This is a genomic window from Xanthomonas sp. WCS2018Noco2-27 (assembly GCF_031843525.1).
Lineage (GTDB): Bacteria > Pseudomonadota > Gammaproteobacteria > Xanthomonadales > Xanthomonadaceae > Xanthomonas.
Genome location: NZ_JAVTIK010000003.1, coordinates 25,142 through 42,151 on the forward strand (window position 1 = coordinate 25,142; position 17,010 = coordinate 42,151).

Genomic DNA, 17,010 nt, shown 5'->3' on the forward strand with positions numbered 1-17,010 from the left:
CCATCCTGACCGCATGACCGATAACGCTCTCACTCTGGCCGAAACCCGGCTGCTGCTTCCTTCCGGCCTGGATGCCGGCCATCTGGACCGCACCTTCGGAGCCCTGCTGGGCCCGGGCATCGACTTCGGCGATCTGTATTTCCAGCATTCGCGACGCGAGAGCTGGAGCGTGGAAGACGGCATCGTCAAGGACGGTGCGCATTCCATCGAACAAGGCGTGGGCGTGCGCGCGATTGCCGGCGAAAAAACCGGCTTTGCGTATTCCGATGACATCCAGCGCGAGACCTTGCTGGAAGCGGCGCAGTCGGCACGTGCGATCTCGCGCGACGGCGGCGCGCAATCCACCCGCGCACTGGTGCGTGGCAATGGCCGCGCGTTGTATCCGGCCACCGACCCGATCGACGACATGGACAGCGCCACCAAGGTGGACCTGCTGCGCCGCATCGACCAGTACGTGCGCGCCGCCGATCCGCGCGTCAAACAGGTGATGGTGAGCCTGTCCGGCGGCGTGGACACGGTGCTGATCGCCCGCAGCGATGGCGTGCTGGCCGCCGACGTGCGCCCGCTGGTGCGGTTGAACGTGCAGGTGATCGTCGAACACGGCGGGCGTCGCGAGTCCGGTTATTCCGGCGGCGGCGGTCGTTACGGCTACGCCGAACTATTTGCCGATGGCCGCCCGGAAGGCTTTGCGCGCGAAGCGCTGCGCCAGGCGCTGGTCAATCTGGATGCCATCCCCGCGCCGGCCGGCGTGATGCCGGTGGTGCTCGGCCCCGGCTGGCCGGGCGTGCTGCTGCACGAGGCGGTCGGCCACGGGCTGGAGGGCGACTTCAATCGCAAGGGCACCAGCGTCTACGCCGGGCGCATGGGCGAGCGCGTTGCCTCGCCGGGCGTGACCATCGTCGATGACGGCACCCTGGACGGACGCCGTGGCTCGCTCAATATCGATGACGAGGGCACGCTGACGCAGTGCACCACGCTGATCGAAGACGGGGTGCTGGTGGGCTACATGCAGGACACCCACAACGCGCGCCTGATGGGCGTGGCGCCCACCGGCAACGGCCGCCGCGAATCGTTCGCGCACCTGACCATGCCGCGCATGACCAACACCTACATGCGCGCGGGGCAGCACGACCCGGAAGAAATGATCCGCTCGGTCAAGAAGGGCATTTACGCGGTGAACTTCGGCGGCGGCCAGGTCGACATCACCAGCGGCAAATACGTGTTCTCGGCCACCGAGGCCTACCTGATCGAAGACGGCAAGGTCACCGCGCCGGTGAAGGGCGCCACGCTGATCGGCAACGGCCCGGAAACCATGCAGAAGGTGCGCATGATCGGCAACGATCTGGCCCTGGACGAAGGCGTGGGCGTGTGCGGCAAGGACGGGCAGAGCGTGCCGGTCGGCGTCGGCCAGCCATCGCTGTTGATCGACGGCATTACGGTCGGCGGAACGCAGGCCTGAGATGCTGGGAATCGGGAATCGGGATTGGGGAATCGCAACGGCAGGAGCGGCTGTCCGCGGGTCTGGCGTTTGCGGGGCTCCGGTTCGGAGGTGGCGTGGATTGGTGCGTCGGGATTGGCGATTCGCAACGGCGGGGGCGCTAAGCAGTGCGTCTGGCGGTTGCGATTCGTCGGTTCTTGGGAGGCGCTTCGGTAAGCGAGGTTGGACCGTTGCGACGGCGAGTGCGCGGCGTCGCGTGTCGGGTGTTTGCGGGTCTTCGGTTCGGATGCAGGCCGTTGAGAGCCGTGCGTCGGGCTGGGCGGAGGCGCGTGCTGCGCGGCTCCGCCTTTGCGCCGGTCGATGCCTAGGTGTCGTCTTCCGGGTCCAGATCGTCTTCCAGGTCCGGCTCCTCGCTCTCGATTCCCTGCTCCTGCGACAGGTCGCGCAGCACCTGGAACAGCTCGCGGTAGGCGCGCGGGGGCTTGTTCTTGGCGCGTTCGTGGATCGCGTTGCGCACCAGTTGGCGCAGTTGTTGGCGATCGGCCGCCGGGTAGGCTTCCAGCAGCTCGGCCAGCGCCACGTCGTTCTCGGCCAGCAGGCGCTCGCGCCAACGCTCGACGCGATGGATCGCCGCCACTTCACGGCGCGCGGTGTCGCTGTTGGCATCCAGCGCATCGCGGATGGCGGCCAGCGTCTCGTCGTCCTCGCGGCGCATGTGCTTGGCCAGAAACGCCAGCTGCCGCTTGTGCGCGATATGCGAGGTGATGCGCTTGCTCTCTTCGATATGCGGGATCAGCGACTCGGGCACCGGCAACTTGGCCAGCTGCGCCGGGGTGAGCGCCACCAGCTTTTCGCCCAGGTCGAAAATTTCCAGCGCCTCGCGCCGTTGCTGGCTGCGGCTGGTGCCACGAAATTCACCGGTATCTTCATCGCGTCCGCGCATTGCCACTACATCCCGAAACTTGGTTAGTTAAATTTCCGGCCACGAACGGCCGGACTCCGGCGGAAGACTCCGCACCACATTCAGACACTGCGGCCATGGATGGCCGAGCTTTCTGCGGACGGATCCGCATCCACATTCAGACAGTCCGGCCATGATGGCCGGGCTTTCGCGGACGGATCCGCATCCAAAGGATAAAGCATTGAACGCACTCTCCTCCGAAACCCGTGTCGCCGACGACAGCCTGCAGCGTCTGGACGCACTGACCGATATCTCGCAACGCCTGCTCGAGCGCGCCCGTGCGGCCGGCGCCACCCAGGCCGAAGTGAGCTGCAGCGAAGAGCGCGGCCTGGACGTCAACGTGCGCCTGGGCGATGTGGAAACGGTCGAATCCACCCGCGACCGCGGCATTGCGGTGACGGTCTACTTCGGCAAGCGCAAGGGCAGTGCCAGCACTGCCGACCTGCAGGATGCCAGCCTGGAATCCACCGTGGCCCAGGCCTGCGCGATTGCGCGCTATACCGAAGACGACCCGGCGTCCGGCCTGGCCGACCCGGCGCTGATGGCGCGCGATTTCCCCGACCTGGACAGCTGGCACCCGTGGGCGCTGGACGCCGACACCGCAGTGGATCTGGCGCTGGCCTGCGAGGCCGCCGGTCGCGATGCCGATGCGCGGATCAGCAATTCCGACGGCGCCTCGGCCAGCACCGGGCTCAGCCTGTCGGTGTACGCCAATTCACACGGGTTCATCGGCCGCGAGCGCGGCACCCACCATTCGATCAGCTGCGCGCTGATCGCCGGGCAGGGCGACGGCATGCAGCGCGATGGCTGGTACAGCAGCGCCCTGGCGCGCGAAGACCTGGAAGCGCCGGATGCCATCGGCCGGCATGCCGCCGAGCGCACCCTGGCGCGCCTGGCGCCACGTTCGTTGCCCACCGGCCAGCTGCCGGTGCTGTTTGCGCCGGAGGTGGCACGCTCGCTGGTCGGCCATCTGCTGGGCTCAGTCTCCGGTGGCGCGCTGTATCGCCGCGCCAGCTTCCTGCTCGACAGCGTCGGCACCAAGCTGTTCCCGGACTGGTTCAACATCGAAGAACTGCCGCATCTGCGCCGCGGGCTGCGCTCGGCCGCCTTTGATGGCGAAGGTGTCGCCACCCGGCAGTCGGCGCTGATCACCGACGGCGTGCTGCAGCGCTATGTGCTGGGCAGCTACTCGGCACGCAAGCTCGGCCTGCAGACCACCGCCAATGCTGGCGGCGTGCACAACCTGCAGGTCACCGCCAACGCGGGCGATCTGGCCGCGATGATCGGCGGCATGTCGCGTGGCCTGCTGGTCACCGAACTGATGGGCAACGGCGTCAACCCGGTGACCGGCGATTACTCGCGCGGTGCCGGCGGCTTCTGGATCGAGAACGGCGCGATTGCTTATCCGGTGGATGGCCTGACCATCGCCGGCAATCTGCGCGACATGTTTGCCGGCATCGAAGCGGTCGGTAGCGACGTCGACCCGCGCTCGCACGTCAAGATCGGCTCGGTACTGGTCAACCGGATGACCGTGGCGGGCGATAGCTGAGCCGTCGCCCGGGCTGAGGTCTGGCCATGCCTGACGGGCATGGTCGGCGCACTGGTCCGCGCCGACCGTGCAGCGTTGTGCCTCCGGCCGGCCATGCGCGCGTGCTGTCCGGGCTCCCCGCCATAGGTGCATGGTGTGGGCCTATCCGGTACTTAGAAACAGAGTCGACCCCAACGTCGCTGCGCCATTCCGCAGCGCGATCGCTAGTGTCATCGCCTCGACGAAGGGTGGGCGCCATTGCCTCTGGTGGGTGACGCAAACCAGACCATGTCTTCCCGCACTGGTGGCTGACTGAATCGTTGTTATAGTCCGCCGCACCACAATCATGTTCGGGGAGATCTATGAGCGAATTCGAGACACACGCCGCGCCGCCACCGCCGCCGGTCGGCACCAGCACGCCGTCGGAGGAGCGCACCCTCGCGCTCGCCGCACATCTGCTGGGCATCCTGACGTCCTTCATCGGCGCGTTGGTGATCTGGCTGATCAGCAAGGACGCCAGTCCGTCCAAGCCGTTTGCCACCGATCAGTCCAAGGAAGCGCTGAACTTCCAGATCACCGTGATCATTGCCTATGTGCTGGCCGTGATCCTGACCGTGGTGTCGTTCGGCATCCTGTTCTTCGTGCCGACGCTGGTGTGGGTCGCCAACCTGGTGTTCTGCATCCTGGCCGCGGTCAAGGCCAATAACGGCGAGCATTACCGCTATCCGTTCACGCTGCGCCTGATCAAGTAATCCGGCCCGCGTAACGCAAAGGCCCGGCATCGCTGCCGGGCCTTTGTCGTTTCAGACGATGATGCGATCAGTTCTGCGCCGGGGTGTTCTCGGCAAAGTACTCGTGGCTGTCGGCGTTGGTGATGGCCTGCGCCGGGTTGCTGCGGGCCAGGCTGCGTGCGCCGCTCTGGCCGTAGACCACATCGTCGGTGCCCGCCACCACGGTGAAGTGGCTGGTTTCGTGCACCAGCGTGCCGGCCTTGGAGTCGGTGCCGGTTGTCGACGCGCTCCAGAACGCGTTGCAGACATGGATCTCGTAGGGCTGATTCGGATAGACGTAGGCGAAGGCGTCGGCCAGATCCGCTTCGCAGCTGCAGTTGATGGTGAGCTGGCCGTTGTTCTGGTCCAGTGCGTTGTCGATGTTGACGAAGTTCGAGCTGACCCGGCTGTAGCGCGAGGCGTTGTAGGCGCCAAACCAGGTGGTGTAGCGCGCACCGGTGCTGCCGCCGTTGAGGTAGGTGCGCGCGTTCTGCGAGTAATTACGCGCGGCAGTGACGCCACTGGCGGCTTGGTTGGTGCGCGTGGTGCTGCAGTTGAGATAGTTGATGCCGTTGACCACGGCGGTCGGGCCGATGGTCAGCTGCCGCTGCACGCCGCGGTTGGCGCCGTCCAGCCAGACGGTGAGCGGGGTGCTGGTGGCGACTGCAGGCAAACCGTTGGCGGCCTTCATCAGGCTGCCGTCGGACAACGACGCGTATTGCAGCGACGAGCGCACCTGGATGGTGTAGTTGCCGCTGGTGGACAGGTCATAGGCACCGGCCAGATCTACCTCGCCCTTGACGCTCTGGCCCGGCTGCAGAATGGTGAAGTCGGCTGCCTTGGGTAGGCCGCGCTTGACCAGGCGCCCGGTGTAATCCACCGGCTTGCCATCGCGGCTCACGTCCAGGATGCCGTTGTCCAGCGACTTGAGCGGAAGCTGATAGGTCGGTACGCGGGCAACCTGGCTACCGTTATTGGTGACCGTCACTGCGATCTTGCCTTGATGTCGCCCGGCCTGGTCGGCCACTGGCGCCAGTTCGATGGTCAACGGAACCGGGCCGCGTACAGACTGCGCCTGCGCCGAACCGAGCACGCCGACGACGGCGAGCGTACCTGCTGCAAACGATGCGAGAAAAACATTCTTCACCAGTGACTCTCCTTGGTCGGGGGATGCCCGCAAGCGCGGGCAGCCCAAACCTAGGTAGAGCGAGCGGGCGCGACAAGTTGTTCAATTAGCGATATTTCTGGATGTCGCGCATTGGTTATTCATCCCAATACATCACTGGTGTAGATAATTCAGCAATAAAGTGTGTGGTTGGTCATAAAATGACGCCAGTTGTGTGTCGCCGACTGACACAAACGCTACTGACCAATGTGTCGTTCTGTGATCAGGCTCCCCTGTTGCCTGAATGGACCCAGGCAACCGACCGTGCGGTGGCGCACGGAATGCGCAAACCTGTCGTGCGAGGCGAAGTTGAGGGCGGGTGGTGCGTGCGGCATCCGCTCTGAATGCGTTGCCGTCTTGCCGTGCCGTGATCTGGCACGGCGTTGTGCGTTCTCCGCTGCCCGCGCGCCGATCGCACCCTGGCAGCGGCTCGCCAAGCGTGGCTAGCCTTGCTTAGTGGGAGCGGTCCACCGCAAACCGGCCCAGGGTCGCCAGGGTTTCACCCGGTGGGCCATAGGGCTGCAGCACGTCGTGCATGCGGGTCGCCAGCTCGGCCAGCTTGGCTTTGGCGCCGTCCATGCCGAGCAAGGCCGGGTAGGTGGATTTGGATTGCGCAGCGTCCTTGCCAGCGGTCTTGCCCAGCTGCGCCGAGCTCGATTCCACATCCAGGATGTCGTCGCGCACCTGGAAGGCCAGGCCCAGCGCATCGGCAAAGTCGTCCACGCGTTGCTGGTCGGCCGGCGCGGCGCTGCCGGTCAACGCGCCCATGCGCACTGCGGCGCGAATCAGTGCGCCGGTTTTGAGCGCATGCATGCGTTGCAGCGCATCCAGCGGTTGCGACTGACCGGTGGCATCGATATCCAGCGCCTGGCCGCCGCACATGCCCGCCGCACCAGCCGCAGTGGCCAGGCTCTGCAACCAGCCCACGCGCAGCTCGGCGCTGACTGGCGCGGTGGCCAGCAGTTCGAAGGCGCGGGTCTGCAGTGCATCGCCGGCCAGGATGGCGGTGGCCTCGTCGAAGGCGATGTGCACGGTGGGCTGGCCGCGTCGCAGCGCGTCGTCGTCCATCGCCGGCAGATCGTCGTGCACCAGCGAGTAGGCGTGGATCAGCTCGACCGCCACGGCGGGGGTGTCCAGCGTGTCTTCACCGGCGCCAAACAGCGCACCAGTGGCATACACCAGCAGCGGCCGCATGCGTTTGCCGCCGCCCAACACCGCGTGCCGCATCGCTGCGTGCAGACGCTGCGGTGCCAGCGTGGCGCTTGGCAAGCCTGCGTCGAGGCTGCGTTCGGTGCGAGCGATCCAGTGTTCGAACAGCGCGGGACTCACCTCAGCCGCCGTCCAGCGACGGCGGCTCGAAGGCTTCGGCAAGCTCGGGACGGGCCGGGTCGGTCAGCAGACGGACGCGCAGTTCGGCCTGTTCCAGCGCCTGCTGGCAATCGCGGTACAGGCCGATGCCGCGTTCGTAGGCGCTGAGCGATTGTTCCAGGCTCAGGTCGCCGACTTCCATTTTCTGCACCAGTTGCTCGAGTTCTTCCAGCGACTGTTCGAAGCGGGCAACCGGGGATGTTTCGTTCAAGGACTTCTTGGCCATCGCTAAAGTGTGCGGCGCGCGCGCAGGCGGGTCAATTCGCGTCGGCGTCGACGCGCCACTGCAGACGTGCGCCATTGGCCTGCAGCCAGTCCGTCAATGCAGCGGAGACGATGCGATCGCCGGCGGCGAGCACCTGGTCGTCGGCCCACAGAATCGGCAGGCGATCGCGGTGCCACGGCGGCAGATCGACCGTTTGCAGCACATGCTTGAGCCGATGCGAATGCGTGCGTTGCGGTAGCGCGATGCGCTCCCCACCGTGTCGGGCACGCACCAGCAGCGGGTGCGCGAAGCGCAGCCCTGAACGGCCATGCAAGTGCAGCTGTGCGCCATCGGGCAACAGCAAGGGCTGCGCGCCATCCCACTGCGCGGACCACCGCGCCGGCCATGCCGGTGTTGGACGAAGCAGGTACAGGCAATGCCGCCAGCGCCGCACTTCCACCTGCTGCCAGGCAAAGCAGGCTTGGCGATCCGGTGCGTGGATGTCGATTTCCCGTTCCAGCGCAACCACACCCTGCGCGGGCAGCGGCGGTGCACCGGCCGCGGTGACCCACGCACGCAGCAAGCGCTGCCGGCGTGTGACCGGCTGTGCACGCAGCAGCTGCAGGTCCAGTGCGCCGCTCGCGGTCATCAGGCCACGCAGCATGGCCTGATCGTCATGCTGCAGCAGATCGCTGGCGTCGGCGCTCAGCTGCGCGCTGCGTGCCAGCGCAGCGGCGGCCTGCGGCCAGCGTTGCTGCAGCAACGGCAGCACCTGCGTGCGCAGGAAGTTGCGGTCGTAGCGGGCATCGGCGTTGCTGGGATCGTCGATCCAGTGCAAGGCGTGCAGGCGTGCATAGGCGTGCAGCTCGGCGCGCGGACGTGCCAGAAATGGGCGCCATAACGTGCCGGCGGCAAACGGGCGCTGCGCACGCATGGCCGCCAAGCCATCCGGGCCCGATGCACGCAGTGCGCGCAGCAGAAACGTTTCGGCCTGATCGTCGCGATGGTGGGCCAGCGCCAGCCATTCGCCGGGCGCGAGCAGGTCGGCAAAGGCGGCGTGGCGCGCTTGGCGTGCGGCTGCTTCCAGCCCCAGGCCGCTATCGCGCGCGACCTGCACCTGCACGATGTGCAGCGGCACCTGTAGCGCCTCGCAGGTACGCTGGCAATGTGCGGCCCAGGCATCGGCATCGGCATGCAGACCGTGATGTACGTGCAGCGCACGCAGGCCGCGATCGCGGTACGCCGGCGTGGCAGCCAGCGCGTGCAGCAACACACTCGAATCCATGCCGCCGCTGTAGGCGATCAGCACCGGGCCGGGTGGGATGGCGGGCAGCAGTGGCGGTGTGTCGGTCACCAGGTACTCAATCGATGCGGAACACTGCTGGATGGGCAAACCACCGATGTGCGCGAACAGTTGCGATCCGTGGACCGCACTGCGCGGCTTGGGAACATCGACGCTCCATCCACATCCACATCCACATCCACGTCCACGTCCACGTCCACGTCATGCTCATGCTCATGATCTTCGCAGCACGTGGCGCATTGGCAACCACGTGCCAATGCAGCGAAACGATCACATCGCCGTACGTCATGCGAGACACGGTCCGCCCATGCGGCAGACGTGTCCGGCACGGTGGCGCTGATCGCCTACCCACCAGCCGCCGCTGCGCCGCCATCTGCACATCAACGCTTCGCCGCCGCCTCGAACGTGGTCGGCGTGGGCAACTGCACCGGCACGCCGGCGTTGTCGCAGGTGCCGGCCTTGCATAGGCGCTCGCGCAGACGCGGGGTGGCCTGCACGATGACGTGGTAGATCACGTTCTCTTCCAGCGTGCCGCGGAATGCCGCGCTGCCCGGGCCGGTGGCCCAGATGCCGACGTCTTCGCCGCCATGGCTTTCGGACTTGGTCGGTACCAGCGATTCCTGCATGTAGCTGGGCGCTTCGGTATCGACATGTGTGAGGTCGGGGCGGCCGTGGGCCGGCTCGCTGCTGCTGGGCTCGTGCGGGTACTTCTTCGGGCCGGCCGGCTGGGCGTTGGTCGCGCCGGTGTGGCCGGGGCCGTTGGCGTAGCTGAGGGTGGTGTAGGGCTGGCCGGCCAGGTCGGTGGCCAACTGGCTGCGGTCGCCTTCTTCGCCGCCGGTGCCGCGCACCTTGCCCAGGATCGGGTTGCCGCGCACCGGGTAGCCGACGAAGTTGAGCGTGTGCGAATGGTCGGCGGTGACGATGATCAGGGTGTCGGCCGGTGCGGTCTGCACGGCGGCGCGCACCGCGTCGGATAGCGAGACGGTTTCGTCGAGCGCGCGGTAGGCATTGCCGGCGTGGTTGGCGTGGTCGATGCGGCCGCCTTCGACCATCAGCACGAAACCATTCGGGTCGCGCGACAGCGACTGGATCGCGGTGCGGGTCATCTCGGTCAGGCTGGGCTCGCCCTGCGGGCCGCGATTGCGGTCGTGGTCGAACTGCATGTGGTCCGGCTCGAACAGGCCCAGCAGCGCGGGGGCGCCGGCAGCGGCCTGCAGCTGCTGCTCGTTCCACACGTACGCACCTTGCGGATGCGCCTGCTTCCATTCGGCGACCAGGTCGCGGCCGTCCAGACGCAGGCCGACCTTGTCGTCGTACTCCGGGTCGCGCTCCTGCACGGTCTGGAACTGGCTGCGGCCGCCGCCCAGCACCACCTGCGGGCCGCGCCCGTAGCGGGCGGTGGACAACAACTGCTGGGCGATGTCCTGACAGCCGGCCGCGCGCGCCGCCTCGGGCAGGTCGGTATCGTTTTCCCAGTTGCGGTCCGGCGAATGCGCGTAGGTCGCTGCCGGGGTGGCATGGGTGAGGCGGGTGGTGGTGACCACACCGGTGGCCATGCCGGCGCTGTCGGCCAACTGCAACCAGCTCAGCAGCCCCTTGTTCAAACTGTCGGCGCAGTCGCTGCGGTTGCCGCTGCTGACGCCGATCGCGCCCATGTGCGACTTCACGCCGGTGGTGATCGCGGTCATGGTGCCGGCCGAATCCGGCGTCTGCGAATCGGTGTTGTAGGTCTTGCTGAAGGCGGTCGCCGGGAACTGCTCCCACGACAGCAGGTTCTCTTCGCCCGGCCCGCCCTTGCGCTGGCCATCCAGGATGCGTGCGGCTGCCACCGTGGTCAGGCTCATGCCGTCGCCCAGGAACAGGATCACGTTGCGTGCCTTGCCGCCCATGGCGCCGTTGCCGGCCGCACGTGCGGCGCCGGAGCGGTACCACCACTGCGGGGTCTCGCCGGCCGGGTGCGTCACCGGCGGCACGTCCACGCGGATGGCGGCGGGTGCGGACGCGGTGGTTCCGGCAGTGGAGGCGCAGGCGGCCACGCACAGGGTGGTCAGGGCGGCGAGGGCAGGCAGGCGGTAACGCATCGGGTTCGAACTCGTGGCTGAATCAGTGCCCATTATGCCGGCCTGTGTCCGTCGCACAGATGACACGCTGCTGTTCCAGTCGTGGCCTCGCGGGCAAGCCAGGCCTGCGCTAAGGTGCATGCACTCTCCCCCCGGATGATTCGACGACATGAGACTGGTTGCGGCCTGGTTGCGCATTCCGTTCTGGCAGCGCGTGGTGGCCGGCTTCGTTCTTGGCGCGATTGCCGGTGCGGCGATGGGCCCTGCGGCCGAGGTGTGGTTTGGCCCGCTCGGCGATCTGTACGTCACCCTGATCAAGATGATTGCGATCCCGCTGGTGTTCTTCGCGGTGATCAATGCAATCTCGTCGTTGCACGGGCAAAAGTCGGTGGCTGCGCTCGGCGGGCGCACCTTCCTGTGGTTCGTGATCACCGCCGCGCTGGCGGTCGGCGTCGGCCTTGCGGTGGGTACGCTCATGCAGCCGGGCGCCGGGCATTTCAGCCTGAGTGTGGACTCGGCGTGGAAGCCGCGCGATGTGCCCAGCCCGATCCAGGTGTTGCTGGACGTGGTGCCGTCCAACCCGTTCTACGCACTGACCGGCATCGGCACCAAGACCAACGCGGCCGGCGAAACCGTGCTGGCGGCCGGGCGCGGGTCGATCCTGCCGGTGATCTTCTTTGCCGCATTGCTCGGCTTTGCGATGGTCAAGCTTGGCGAACGTGTGGCCGAGGCGCGCAAGCTCACCGGGCAACTGAGCGACATCATGATCCAGGTGACGCGCTTCGTGCTGGAGATGACTCCGCTCGGCACCTTCGGCCTGATTGCCGGGCTGGTCGGCAGCTATGGCTTCGCAAAGTTGCTGCCGTTCGGCAGTTTCGTGCTCGCGCTGTACGTGGCCTGCGCCATCCATATCCTGGTGGTCTACAGCAGCCTGTTGCTGGTGCACGGGCTCAACCCGTGGAAGTTCTTCCGTGGCGCGGCGCCTGGCATGCAGGTGGCCTTCGTCAGTTCGTCGAGCTTTGCCGCGATGCCGGTGGCGATGCGTTCGATCACCCACAATCTGGGCGTCAGCAAGGACTACGCCGCGTTTGCGGTGCCGCTGGGCGCCAGCATCAAGATGGACGGCTGCGGCGCGATCTATCCAGCGCTATGTGCGGTGTTTATCGCCCAATACACCGGCGTGCCGTTGACGGCCAATCAATACTTCGTGGTGCTGATCGCCTCGGTGCTGGGCAGCTTCGGCACTGCCGGTGTGCCGGGCACCGCAGTCATCATGGCCACCGTGGTGCTCAGCGCGGCCAACCTGCCGCTGGAAGTGATCGGGTATCTGTATGCCATCGACCGCATCCTCGACATGATGCGCACGATGACCAACGTTACCGGGCAGATGCTGGTGCCGGTGCTGGTAGCCAAGGAAACCGGTTTGTTGGACAAGACGGTCTATGAGTCGGCATCCACCAACGTGGGGCTGGAAGATCCGCCCGCCGACAGCGCCAAGCCGCTGCGCTGAGCGGCACGCATGACGGTTGCATTTCCCGTGTTGCGTGAGCGCCTGGCGCAGCTTCCCGCGCTGGACAGCGTGGACGGCGTGTTCGTTCAACGCACGCTTGCCGAGGATCCGTTCGAGGATCGCTATCTGGAGGTGCGGCGCAAGGAGGGCCGGCTATATACCGATGCGCAGGTCCGCAGCCTGCCGCGCCCCAGCGGCAAGCTTGGTACCAGCCTGGAATGGCAGGTGCGCGCGCTGTCCAGCAGGTTGCTGGCGCAGCATCTGCAAGCACGCGCAGGCGAGGGTGCAGGTGAGAGCGCCATTCTCGAACTGGGGTGTGGCAATGGCTGGTTATCCCAGCTGTTGGCGCAATCCCTGCAGCGCGACGTGTGCGGTATCGACGTCAATCGCACCGAGCTCACGCAGGCCGCGCGCGTGTTCGGCCACGACCAACGGCTGAGTTTTGTCGCTGCCGACATCCAGACCCTGGCGCTGCCACACGATGTCTTCGATGTCATCGTGGTGCCGGCATGCATCCAGTATTTTGCCGATCCTGCGGCCTTGGTGCGTCACCTGCTTGCGCAACTGCGCGACGGCGGCGAGTTGCACATCCTCGACAGCCCCCTGTATCCAGATCGGCAGCGTGCCGACCAAAGCGCTGTACGCAGTCTGCGTTATTTCACCGGCCTTGGCGTTCCTGCATTGGCCGAGCAATACCACCAGCACACCTATGCCGCCTTCGACGCGTTCGCAGTGCAATGGCTGTTCGATCCGCGCCATTTGCGTGCGCGTGTGCGCCGCCTGCTCAAACTGCGGCAACCGCATTTTCCGTGGTTGTGTCTTCGCAAGCAGGACAACCAGGGGCGGTAGCTCGGTGGCGTCATCGCCCTTGTAGGGCCTCCATCAACGTCGTCGCTTGCGGCGCCTTGTGCTGCGCGACCGCGCCGACCACGATAAAAAACGTCAGCACGCCGATCAGCGGCCACAGCGTGTGGCGAACGCATAACCACCACCAGCCTTGCGCCTGCACGCCGCGCATGCGGCGATACAGCCCGCCTGCCAGCGCCGCGTCCACCAGAAGCTCGGCCATCAACACCGGCGCCGACCACACCACCCAGGCGGCAGCAACGATTGCGACTGCGGCGGCGGCCAGCACAGCCACTATCGCCAAGATCGGCAGTCCGGCTTCGCCATCGACGAAGTCCGGCAGTGCGCCGTCCCCCGAAACATTCGAGTTGGATCGGGATGGGGCGCTCCATGTGCCGGACCTACCCGCGCCGCTGGAGTTGCCGCCGTGGCCGGCCCATCCCGAGGCGTCCTGCGTCTCGCTGCTGGCGAGGTCGACGCAGTCGCCCGCCAGTTCATCGTCTAGGTCGTTGCGCCAGCGCAACCATGCCCACATCAGCAACAGAAACAGCCCATAGGCGACCAGCGTCGCCATCGGGTAGCGCACCACCATCGCATCGACGCCGGCATTGCGCAGCAGGAACGAGGCCAGCAGCCCACCTGTTGCCGTGGTCAACACGATGGCGCTCATCTGCAAGCGCGGCCAACCGTCGCGTTCCAGATGCTGCCTTGCATGCTCGATGGTGAATCGTCTTCGGTCCGACATGACGCGCTGCCTCCTGCTGCGGGCAGCCTTGCCCGGATGCCGAGAGTAAGTGACTTTCGATCAGGCTTGCACGCTCTTTGCTGCAGATGTGCGATTTGTCCAGGGACCAGTGGTCGATGAGGATCTGGCTGGTCCGGAGCGCAGAAGCGAGCACGCGCCAAGTCCTGGGGGACGCGCCTACGGTGTGTGTGAGTCTTGTCATCACGTGCGGCGGGTGTGAGAGATCTGCAAGGCAGGCGCAGAGCCGCGCTTTCCGTCAGCGCATCCGCGTGCGCGGGGCCAATCCCTTCAACGCGTGCGCATGGCACACTTTCAGCCCATCCCCTGGTGAGAGCGTGCAGTGATTGGCCAACAGCGTGATCTGACATTTCGTTTTCTGGCCGAGCCCAGCGACGTCAACTTCGGCGGCAAGGTGCATGGCGGCGTGGTGATGAAGTGGATCGACCAGGTCGGTTTTGCTGCGGCCAGTGGCTGGAGCGGGCATTACTGCGTGACGGTGGCGGTGGGCGGCATCCGCTTTGTGGCGCCGGTACGGATCGGCGATCTGGTCGCGGTGTCGGCCAAGCTGGTCTACACCGGGCGCAGCAGCATGCATTTCGCCATCGATGTGCGTGCGCGCAGCCCGATGGGCGGCGACTCGCGCTTATGCACCCATTGCATCATCGTGTTCGTGGCGATGGATCCGGACGGCGTCACGCCGGTGGAAGTCCCCTCCTGGCGGCCGGACACGCCCGAAGATCAGCGCCTGGCCGAGTACGCCCTCAAGGTGATGGAGCTAAGCAAGGGCATCGAGGACACCATGGCGCACTACAGGGCCGATACGTCGGGCTAAGCGCAGGCGGCTGTCCGGACCCATTCGCGCAGTGCCGCGGACAGGGTGCGCTGTCATGCGAGCGCTTATCGGGCCCCGTTGCGGGAACGCTGGCGGTAGCGGCTGCCACAGGGCAGTCACATGACCGTTTCGATGACGACGCACACAAAAAAAGCCGCGGGTTCGCCGCGGCTTTCTTTTAATCGTTCGAAGCACTCAGGCTTACAGCACCCGGCGCGCCTGGATGAACTTCTCGCTCCAGTAGCCACTGGCCAGCGAATCCACGCGCACGTCCTTGCCGCGGCTGGGCGCGTGCAGGAACTTACCGTCGCCGACCACCAGGCCGACATGATCGATGCGGCCACGCTTGCCGAAGAACACCAGATCGCCGGCCTTCAGTGCGTTCGGGTCCTTGATCAGTTCGGCCGATTCGTCGCGGGCGATGTCGCGCGAGACGCGCGGCAGGTCGATGCCCAGTGCGGTCTTGAAGACGTAGCCGACCAAGCCGCTGCAATCGAAGCCCTCGGTGGACTCGCCACCCCACACGTACGGGGTGCCCAGCAGGGCCATGGCACGCTGCAGGATCACCTGCACACGGCTGTCGGCAACGGCGTTCTGCGCAGCATTGGCCGCGCTCTGCGAGACATCGTAATTGGCGAGCAGGCGGCTGAGGTCTCCGGCGAACATCGCCGAGCGGTCCATCAGCGGAATGGCATCATTAGCGGCCAGATGCGGAAGCAGGGCGGCCAGCGTAGCGGTGGCAGCGGCGTCAGCACGGCTGCGGGTTGCGGCTTTCTCGGCGGCGACGGCGCTGTCTGGCGTGGTCGTCTGTGCAGCGGATGGGGGGGTATTGGCGGTCTGCGCCAGAGCGGGCAGTGCGGCAATCCAGAGAGCGGTAGCGCATAGCAGGCGGAGCGGTTTCCGGAGCGGAAGCGGTGCGGCGCCAGTTTTGATCTGTTCGTCGTTCGTCACGCGGGAATCACAATTCTGCTGTCGATGCGGGATGATGCCTTGGTGAACGAATCGTTACGTTCAAAAAAAGTTAAATTTCCGTTTGGTTGATTGTGATGCCCGTCACATTTTAGTGTAAAACCCGCTTTGAACCTGAATAATGGTCACGCCAGTACGCGCCATCGAGGAAATCCAAGCGGACCGTACCGCCGGTGGTCGGGGCATGCACAAAGCGGCCTTCACCGACATAAATACCGACGTGGCTCACGCTCCCGCCGGCGCCAAAGAACACCAGATCTCCGGTCGCCAGCTTCTCGGGCGCGATCCGCGGGCCCTGAATTGCGGCCAGATCGCGCGAGGTGCGCGGCAACGACAGCGCCAGCACATCCTTGTAGACATAGGTGACCAGGCCGCTGCAGTCGAAACCGGTTTCCGGCGTGTTGCCGCCGAACCGGTACGGCGTGCCGACCAGGCCCAGGGCGCGCATCAGGATGTTGTTGGCGGCAGCCGGATCTGCCGGCGGCACCTGCGGCCACACGCGTGACGACGGCGGCGAAGCGGCCGGACGTTTGACCGGTGCCTGCGCGCAACCGCCCAGCAGGAGCAGGCCCAGCAACAAACAGGCCGCGGCGCGATGTGCGCGGGCGGCGAAAACTGGCGTGATATGCATGGAGCCGGGATAATGGGCGGTTCGAAAGGTCGCCATGATGGCGGCGCACCCGGCGGCCGACAAGCCGTCTTCCACCGTCTGCCACCGGGCAGCCCATTCAGAGCCAGGCATGAAGATCGAAAAAGACAGCGTCGTCCGCTTCCACTACACCGTTTCGGAGATTGGCCAGGAGCCGATCGAGAGCTCCAAGGAGCGTGACCCGTTGGCGATCATGATCGGCCACGGCAACATCATTCCGGGCCTGGAAGCGGCCATGATGGACAAGGAAGCCGGCGAGAGCTTCGGCGTGGACGTCAAGGCCACCGAGGCCTACGGCGAATACCGCGAAGGCCTGAGTCAGCGCGTGCCCAAGAAGCACTTCGGCGCGACCAAGCTGATTCCGGGCACCCAGGTGGTGCTGCAGACCAACTTCGGCCCGCGCGCGGTCACCGTGCAGAAGGTCGGCATGAGCGTGGTCGACGTCGACCTCAATCACCCGATGGCCGGCAAGGACCTGCATTTCAATGTGGAAATCATCGAAGTGCGCGAAGCCTCGCAGGAAGAGCGCGACCACGGGCACGTGCACGGCGACGGCGGTCATCACCACTAAGCGCGACGATCAACACCGCTGCGTGGCCACTGGCCGGGTACGCCTAGCCGTGGCAACAAGCGCCACCGCGCGTGCACGCTGAGGGCGGCA

Annotated in this window: 16 protein-coding genes; 7 read left to right on the forward strand and 9 right to left on the reverse strand. The window is 66.2% G+C overall.

Annotated elements, in window-relative coordinates; all coding sequences use genetic code 11:
• Positions 1-13 precede the first annotated feature (13 nt).
• A complete protein-coding gene (tldD, locus tag RQH86_RS07625) occupies positions 14-1,459 on the forward strand; it encodes a metalloprotease TldD (RefSeq protein ID WP_311238321.1) in 1,446 nt (481 codons plus the stop codon).
• Positions 1,460-1,802: 343 nt separating this feature from the next.
• On the opposite strand, the gene yjgA is transcribed toward tldD, so the two are convergent.
• Positions 1,803-2,381 (reverse strand): ribosome biogenesis factor YjgA, encoded by a 579-nt coding sequence (gene yjgA, locus RQH86_RS07630; protein ID WP_055849956.1) that lies wholly within the window; start codon positions 2,379-2,381, stop codon positions 1,803-1,805.
• A gap of 199 nt (positions 2,382-2,580) precedes the next feature.
• Between yjgA and pmbA the strand changes: the two genes are divergently transcribed.
• Both pmbA and RQH86_RS07640 read left to right on the forward strand, forming a co-directional pair.
• Positions 2,581-3,948 (forward strand): metalloprotease PmbA, encoded by a 1,368-nt coding sequence (pmbA, locus tag RQH86_RS07635; RefSeq protein WP_311238322.1) that lies wholly within the window; start codon positions 2,581-2,583, stop codon positions 3,946-3,948.
• A gap of 341 nt (positions 3,949-4,289) precedes the next feature.
• Positions 4,290-4,679: a DUF4870 domain-containing protein gene (locus RQH86_RS07640; protein WP_055849960.1), complete on the forward strand. Its 390-nt coding sequence runs from the start codon at positions 4,290-4,292 to the stop codon at positions 4,677-4,679.
• Between the two features lie 67 nt (positions 4,680-4,746).
• On the opposite strand, the gene RQH86_RS07645 is transcribed toward RQH86_RS07640, so the two are convergent.
• The 5 genes from RQH86_RS07645 to RQH86_RS07665 form a co-directional block, all read right to left on the reverse strand.
• Positions 4,747-5,844 carry a M35 family metallo-endopeptidase gene (locus RQH86_RS07645; RefSeq protein WP_311238323.1) on the reverse strand — a complete coding sequence of 366 codons (1,098 nt, stop codon included), beginning with the start codon at positions 5,842-5,844 and terminating at the stop codon, positions 4,747-4,749.
• A gap of 471 nt (positions 5,845-6,315) precedes the next feature.
• Positions 6,316-7,191, reverse strand: a complete 876-nt coding sequence (locus RQH86_RS07650; RefSeq protein WP_311238324.1) for a farnesyl diphosphate synthase — start codon at positions 7,189-7,191, stop codon at positions 6,316-6,318.
• A 1-nt stretch (position 7,192) separates the two neighbouring features.
• A complete protein-coding gene (locus RQH86_RS07655; RefSeq protein WP_005995187.1) occupies positions 7,193-7,456 on the reverse strand; it encodes an exodeoxyribonuclease VII small subunit in 264 nt (87 codons plus the stop codon).
• A 31-nt stretch (positions 7,457-7,487) separates the two neighbouring features.
• Entirely contained in the window at positions 7,488-8,792 is a 1,305-nt protein-coding gene (gene tilS, locus RQH86_RS07660) for a tRNA lysidine(34) synthetase TilS (RefSeq protein WP_311238409.1), read from the reverse strand.
• Positions 8,793-9,118: 326 nt separating this feature from the next.
• Positions 9,119-10,852, reverse strand: a complete 1,734-nt coding sequence (locus RQH86_RS07665) for an alkaline phosphatase (protein WP_311238325.1) — start codon at positions 10,850-10,852, stop codon at positions 9,119-9,121.
• Between the two features lie 115 nt (positions 10,853-10,967).
• Between RQH86_RS07665 and RQH86_RS07670 the strand changes: the two genes are divergently transcribed.
• On the forward strand, positions 10,968-12,308 hold the full coding sequence (locus tag RQH86_RS07670; protein WP_115513372.1) for a dicarboxylate/amino acid:cation symporter: 1,341 nt from the start codon (positions 10,968-10,970) through the stop codon (positions 12,306-12,308).
• A 9-nt stretch (positions 12,309-12,317) separates the two neighbouring features.
• Positions 12,318-13,157, forward strand: a complete 840-nt coding sequence (locus RQH86_RS07675; protein WP_311238326.1) for a class I SAM-dependent methyltransferase — start codon at positions 12,318-12,320, stop codon at positions 13,155-13,157.
• 10 nt (positions 13,158-13,167) lie between these two features.
• Here RQH86_RS07675 and RQH86_RS07680 read toward each other — a convergent pair whose 3' ends face one another.
• Positions 13,168-13,899, reverse strand: coding sequence for a hypothetical protein (locus RQH86_RS07680; protein ID WP_311238327.1), 732 nt, complete (start codon positions 13,897-13,899; stop codon positions 13,168-13,170).
• A 340-nt stretch (positions 13,900-14,239) separates the two neighbouring features.
• On the opposite strand from RQH86_RS07680, the gene RQH86_RS07685 reads away from it, so the two are divergent.
• Positions 14,240-14,731, forward strand: a complete 492-nt coding sequence (locus RQH86_RS07685; RefSeq protein WP_055849978.1) for an acyl-CoA thioesterase — start codon at positions 14,240-14,242, stop codon at positions 14,729-14,731.
• A gap of 201 nt (positions 14,732-14,932) precedes the next feature.
• Here the strand turns inward: RQH86_RS07685 and RQH86_RS07690 are convergent, their stop codons facing one another.
• Complete coding sequence (locus RQH86_RS07690) at positions 14,933-15,595, reverse strand: C40 family peptidase (RefSeq protein ID WP_311238410.1); 663 nt, start codon at positions 15,593-15,595, stop codon at positions 14,933-14,935.
• A 196-nt stretch (positions 15,596-15,791) separates the two neighbouring features.
• Positions 15,792-16,442 (reverse strand): C40 family peptidase, encoded by a 651-nt coding sequence (locus RQH86_RS07695; RefSeq protein WP_193552890.1) that lies wholly within the window; start codon positions 16,440-16,442, stop codon positions 15,792-15,794.
• Here RQH86_RS07695 and RQH86_RS07700 point away from each other — a divergent pair.
• Entirely contained in the window at positions 16,441-16,920 is a 480-nt protein-coding gene (locus RQH86_RS07700) for a peptidylprolyl isomerase (RefSeq protein WP_311238328.1), read from the forward strand. The genes RQH86_RS07695 and RQH86_RS07700 overlap by 2 nt on opposite strands.
• The last annotated feature ends 90 nt before the right edge of the window (positions 16,921-17,010 follow it).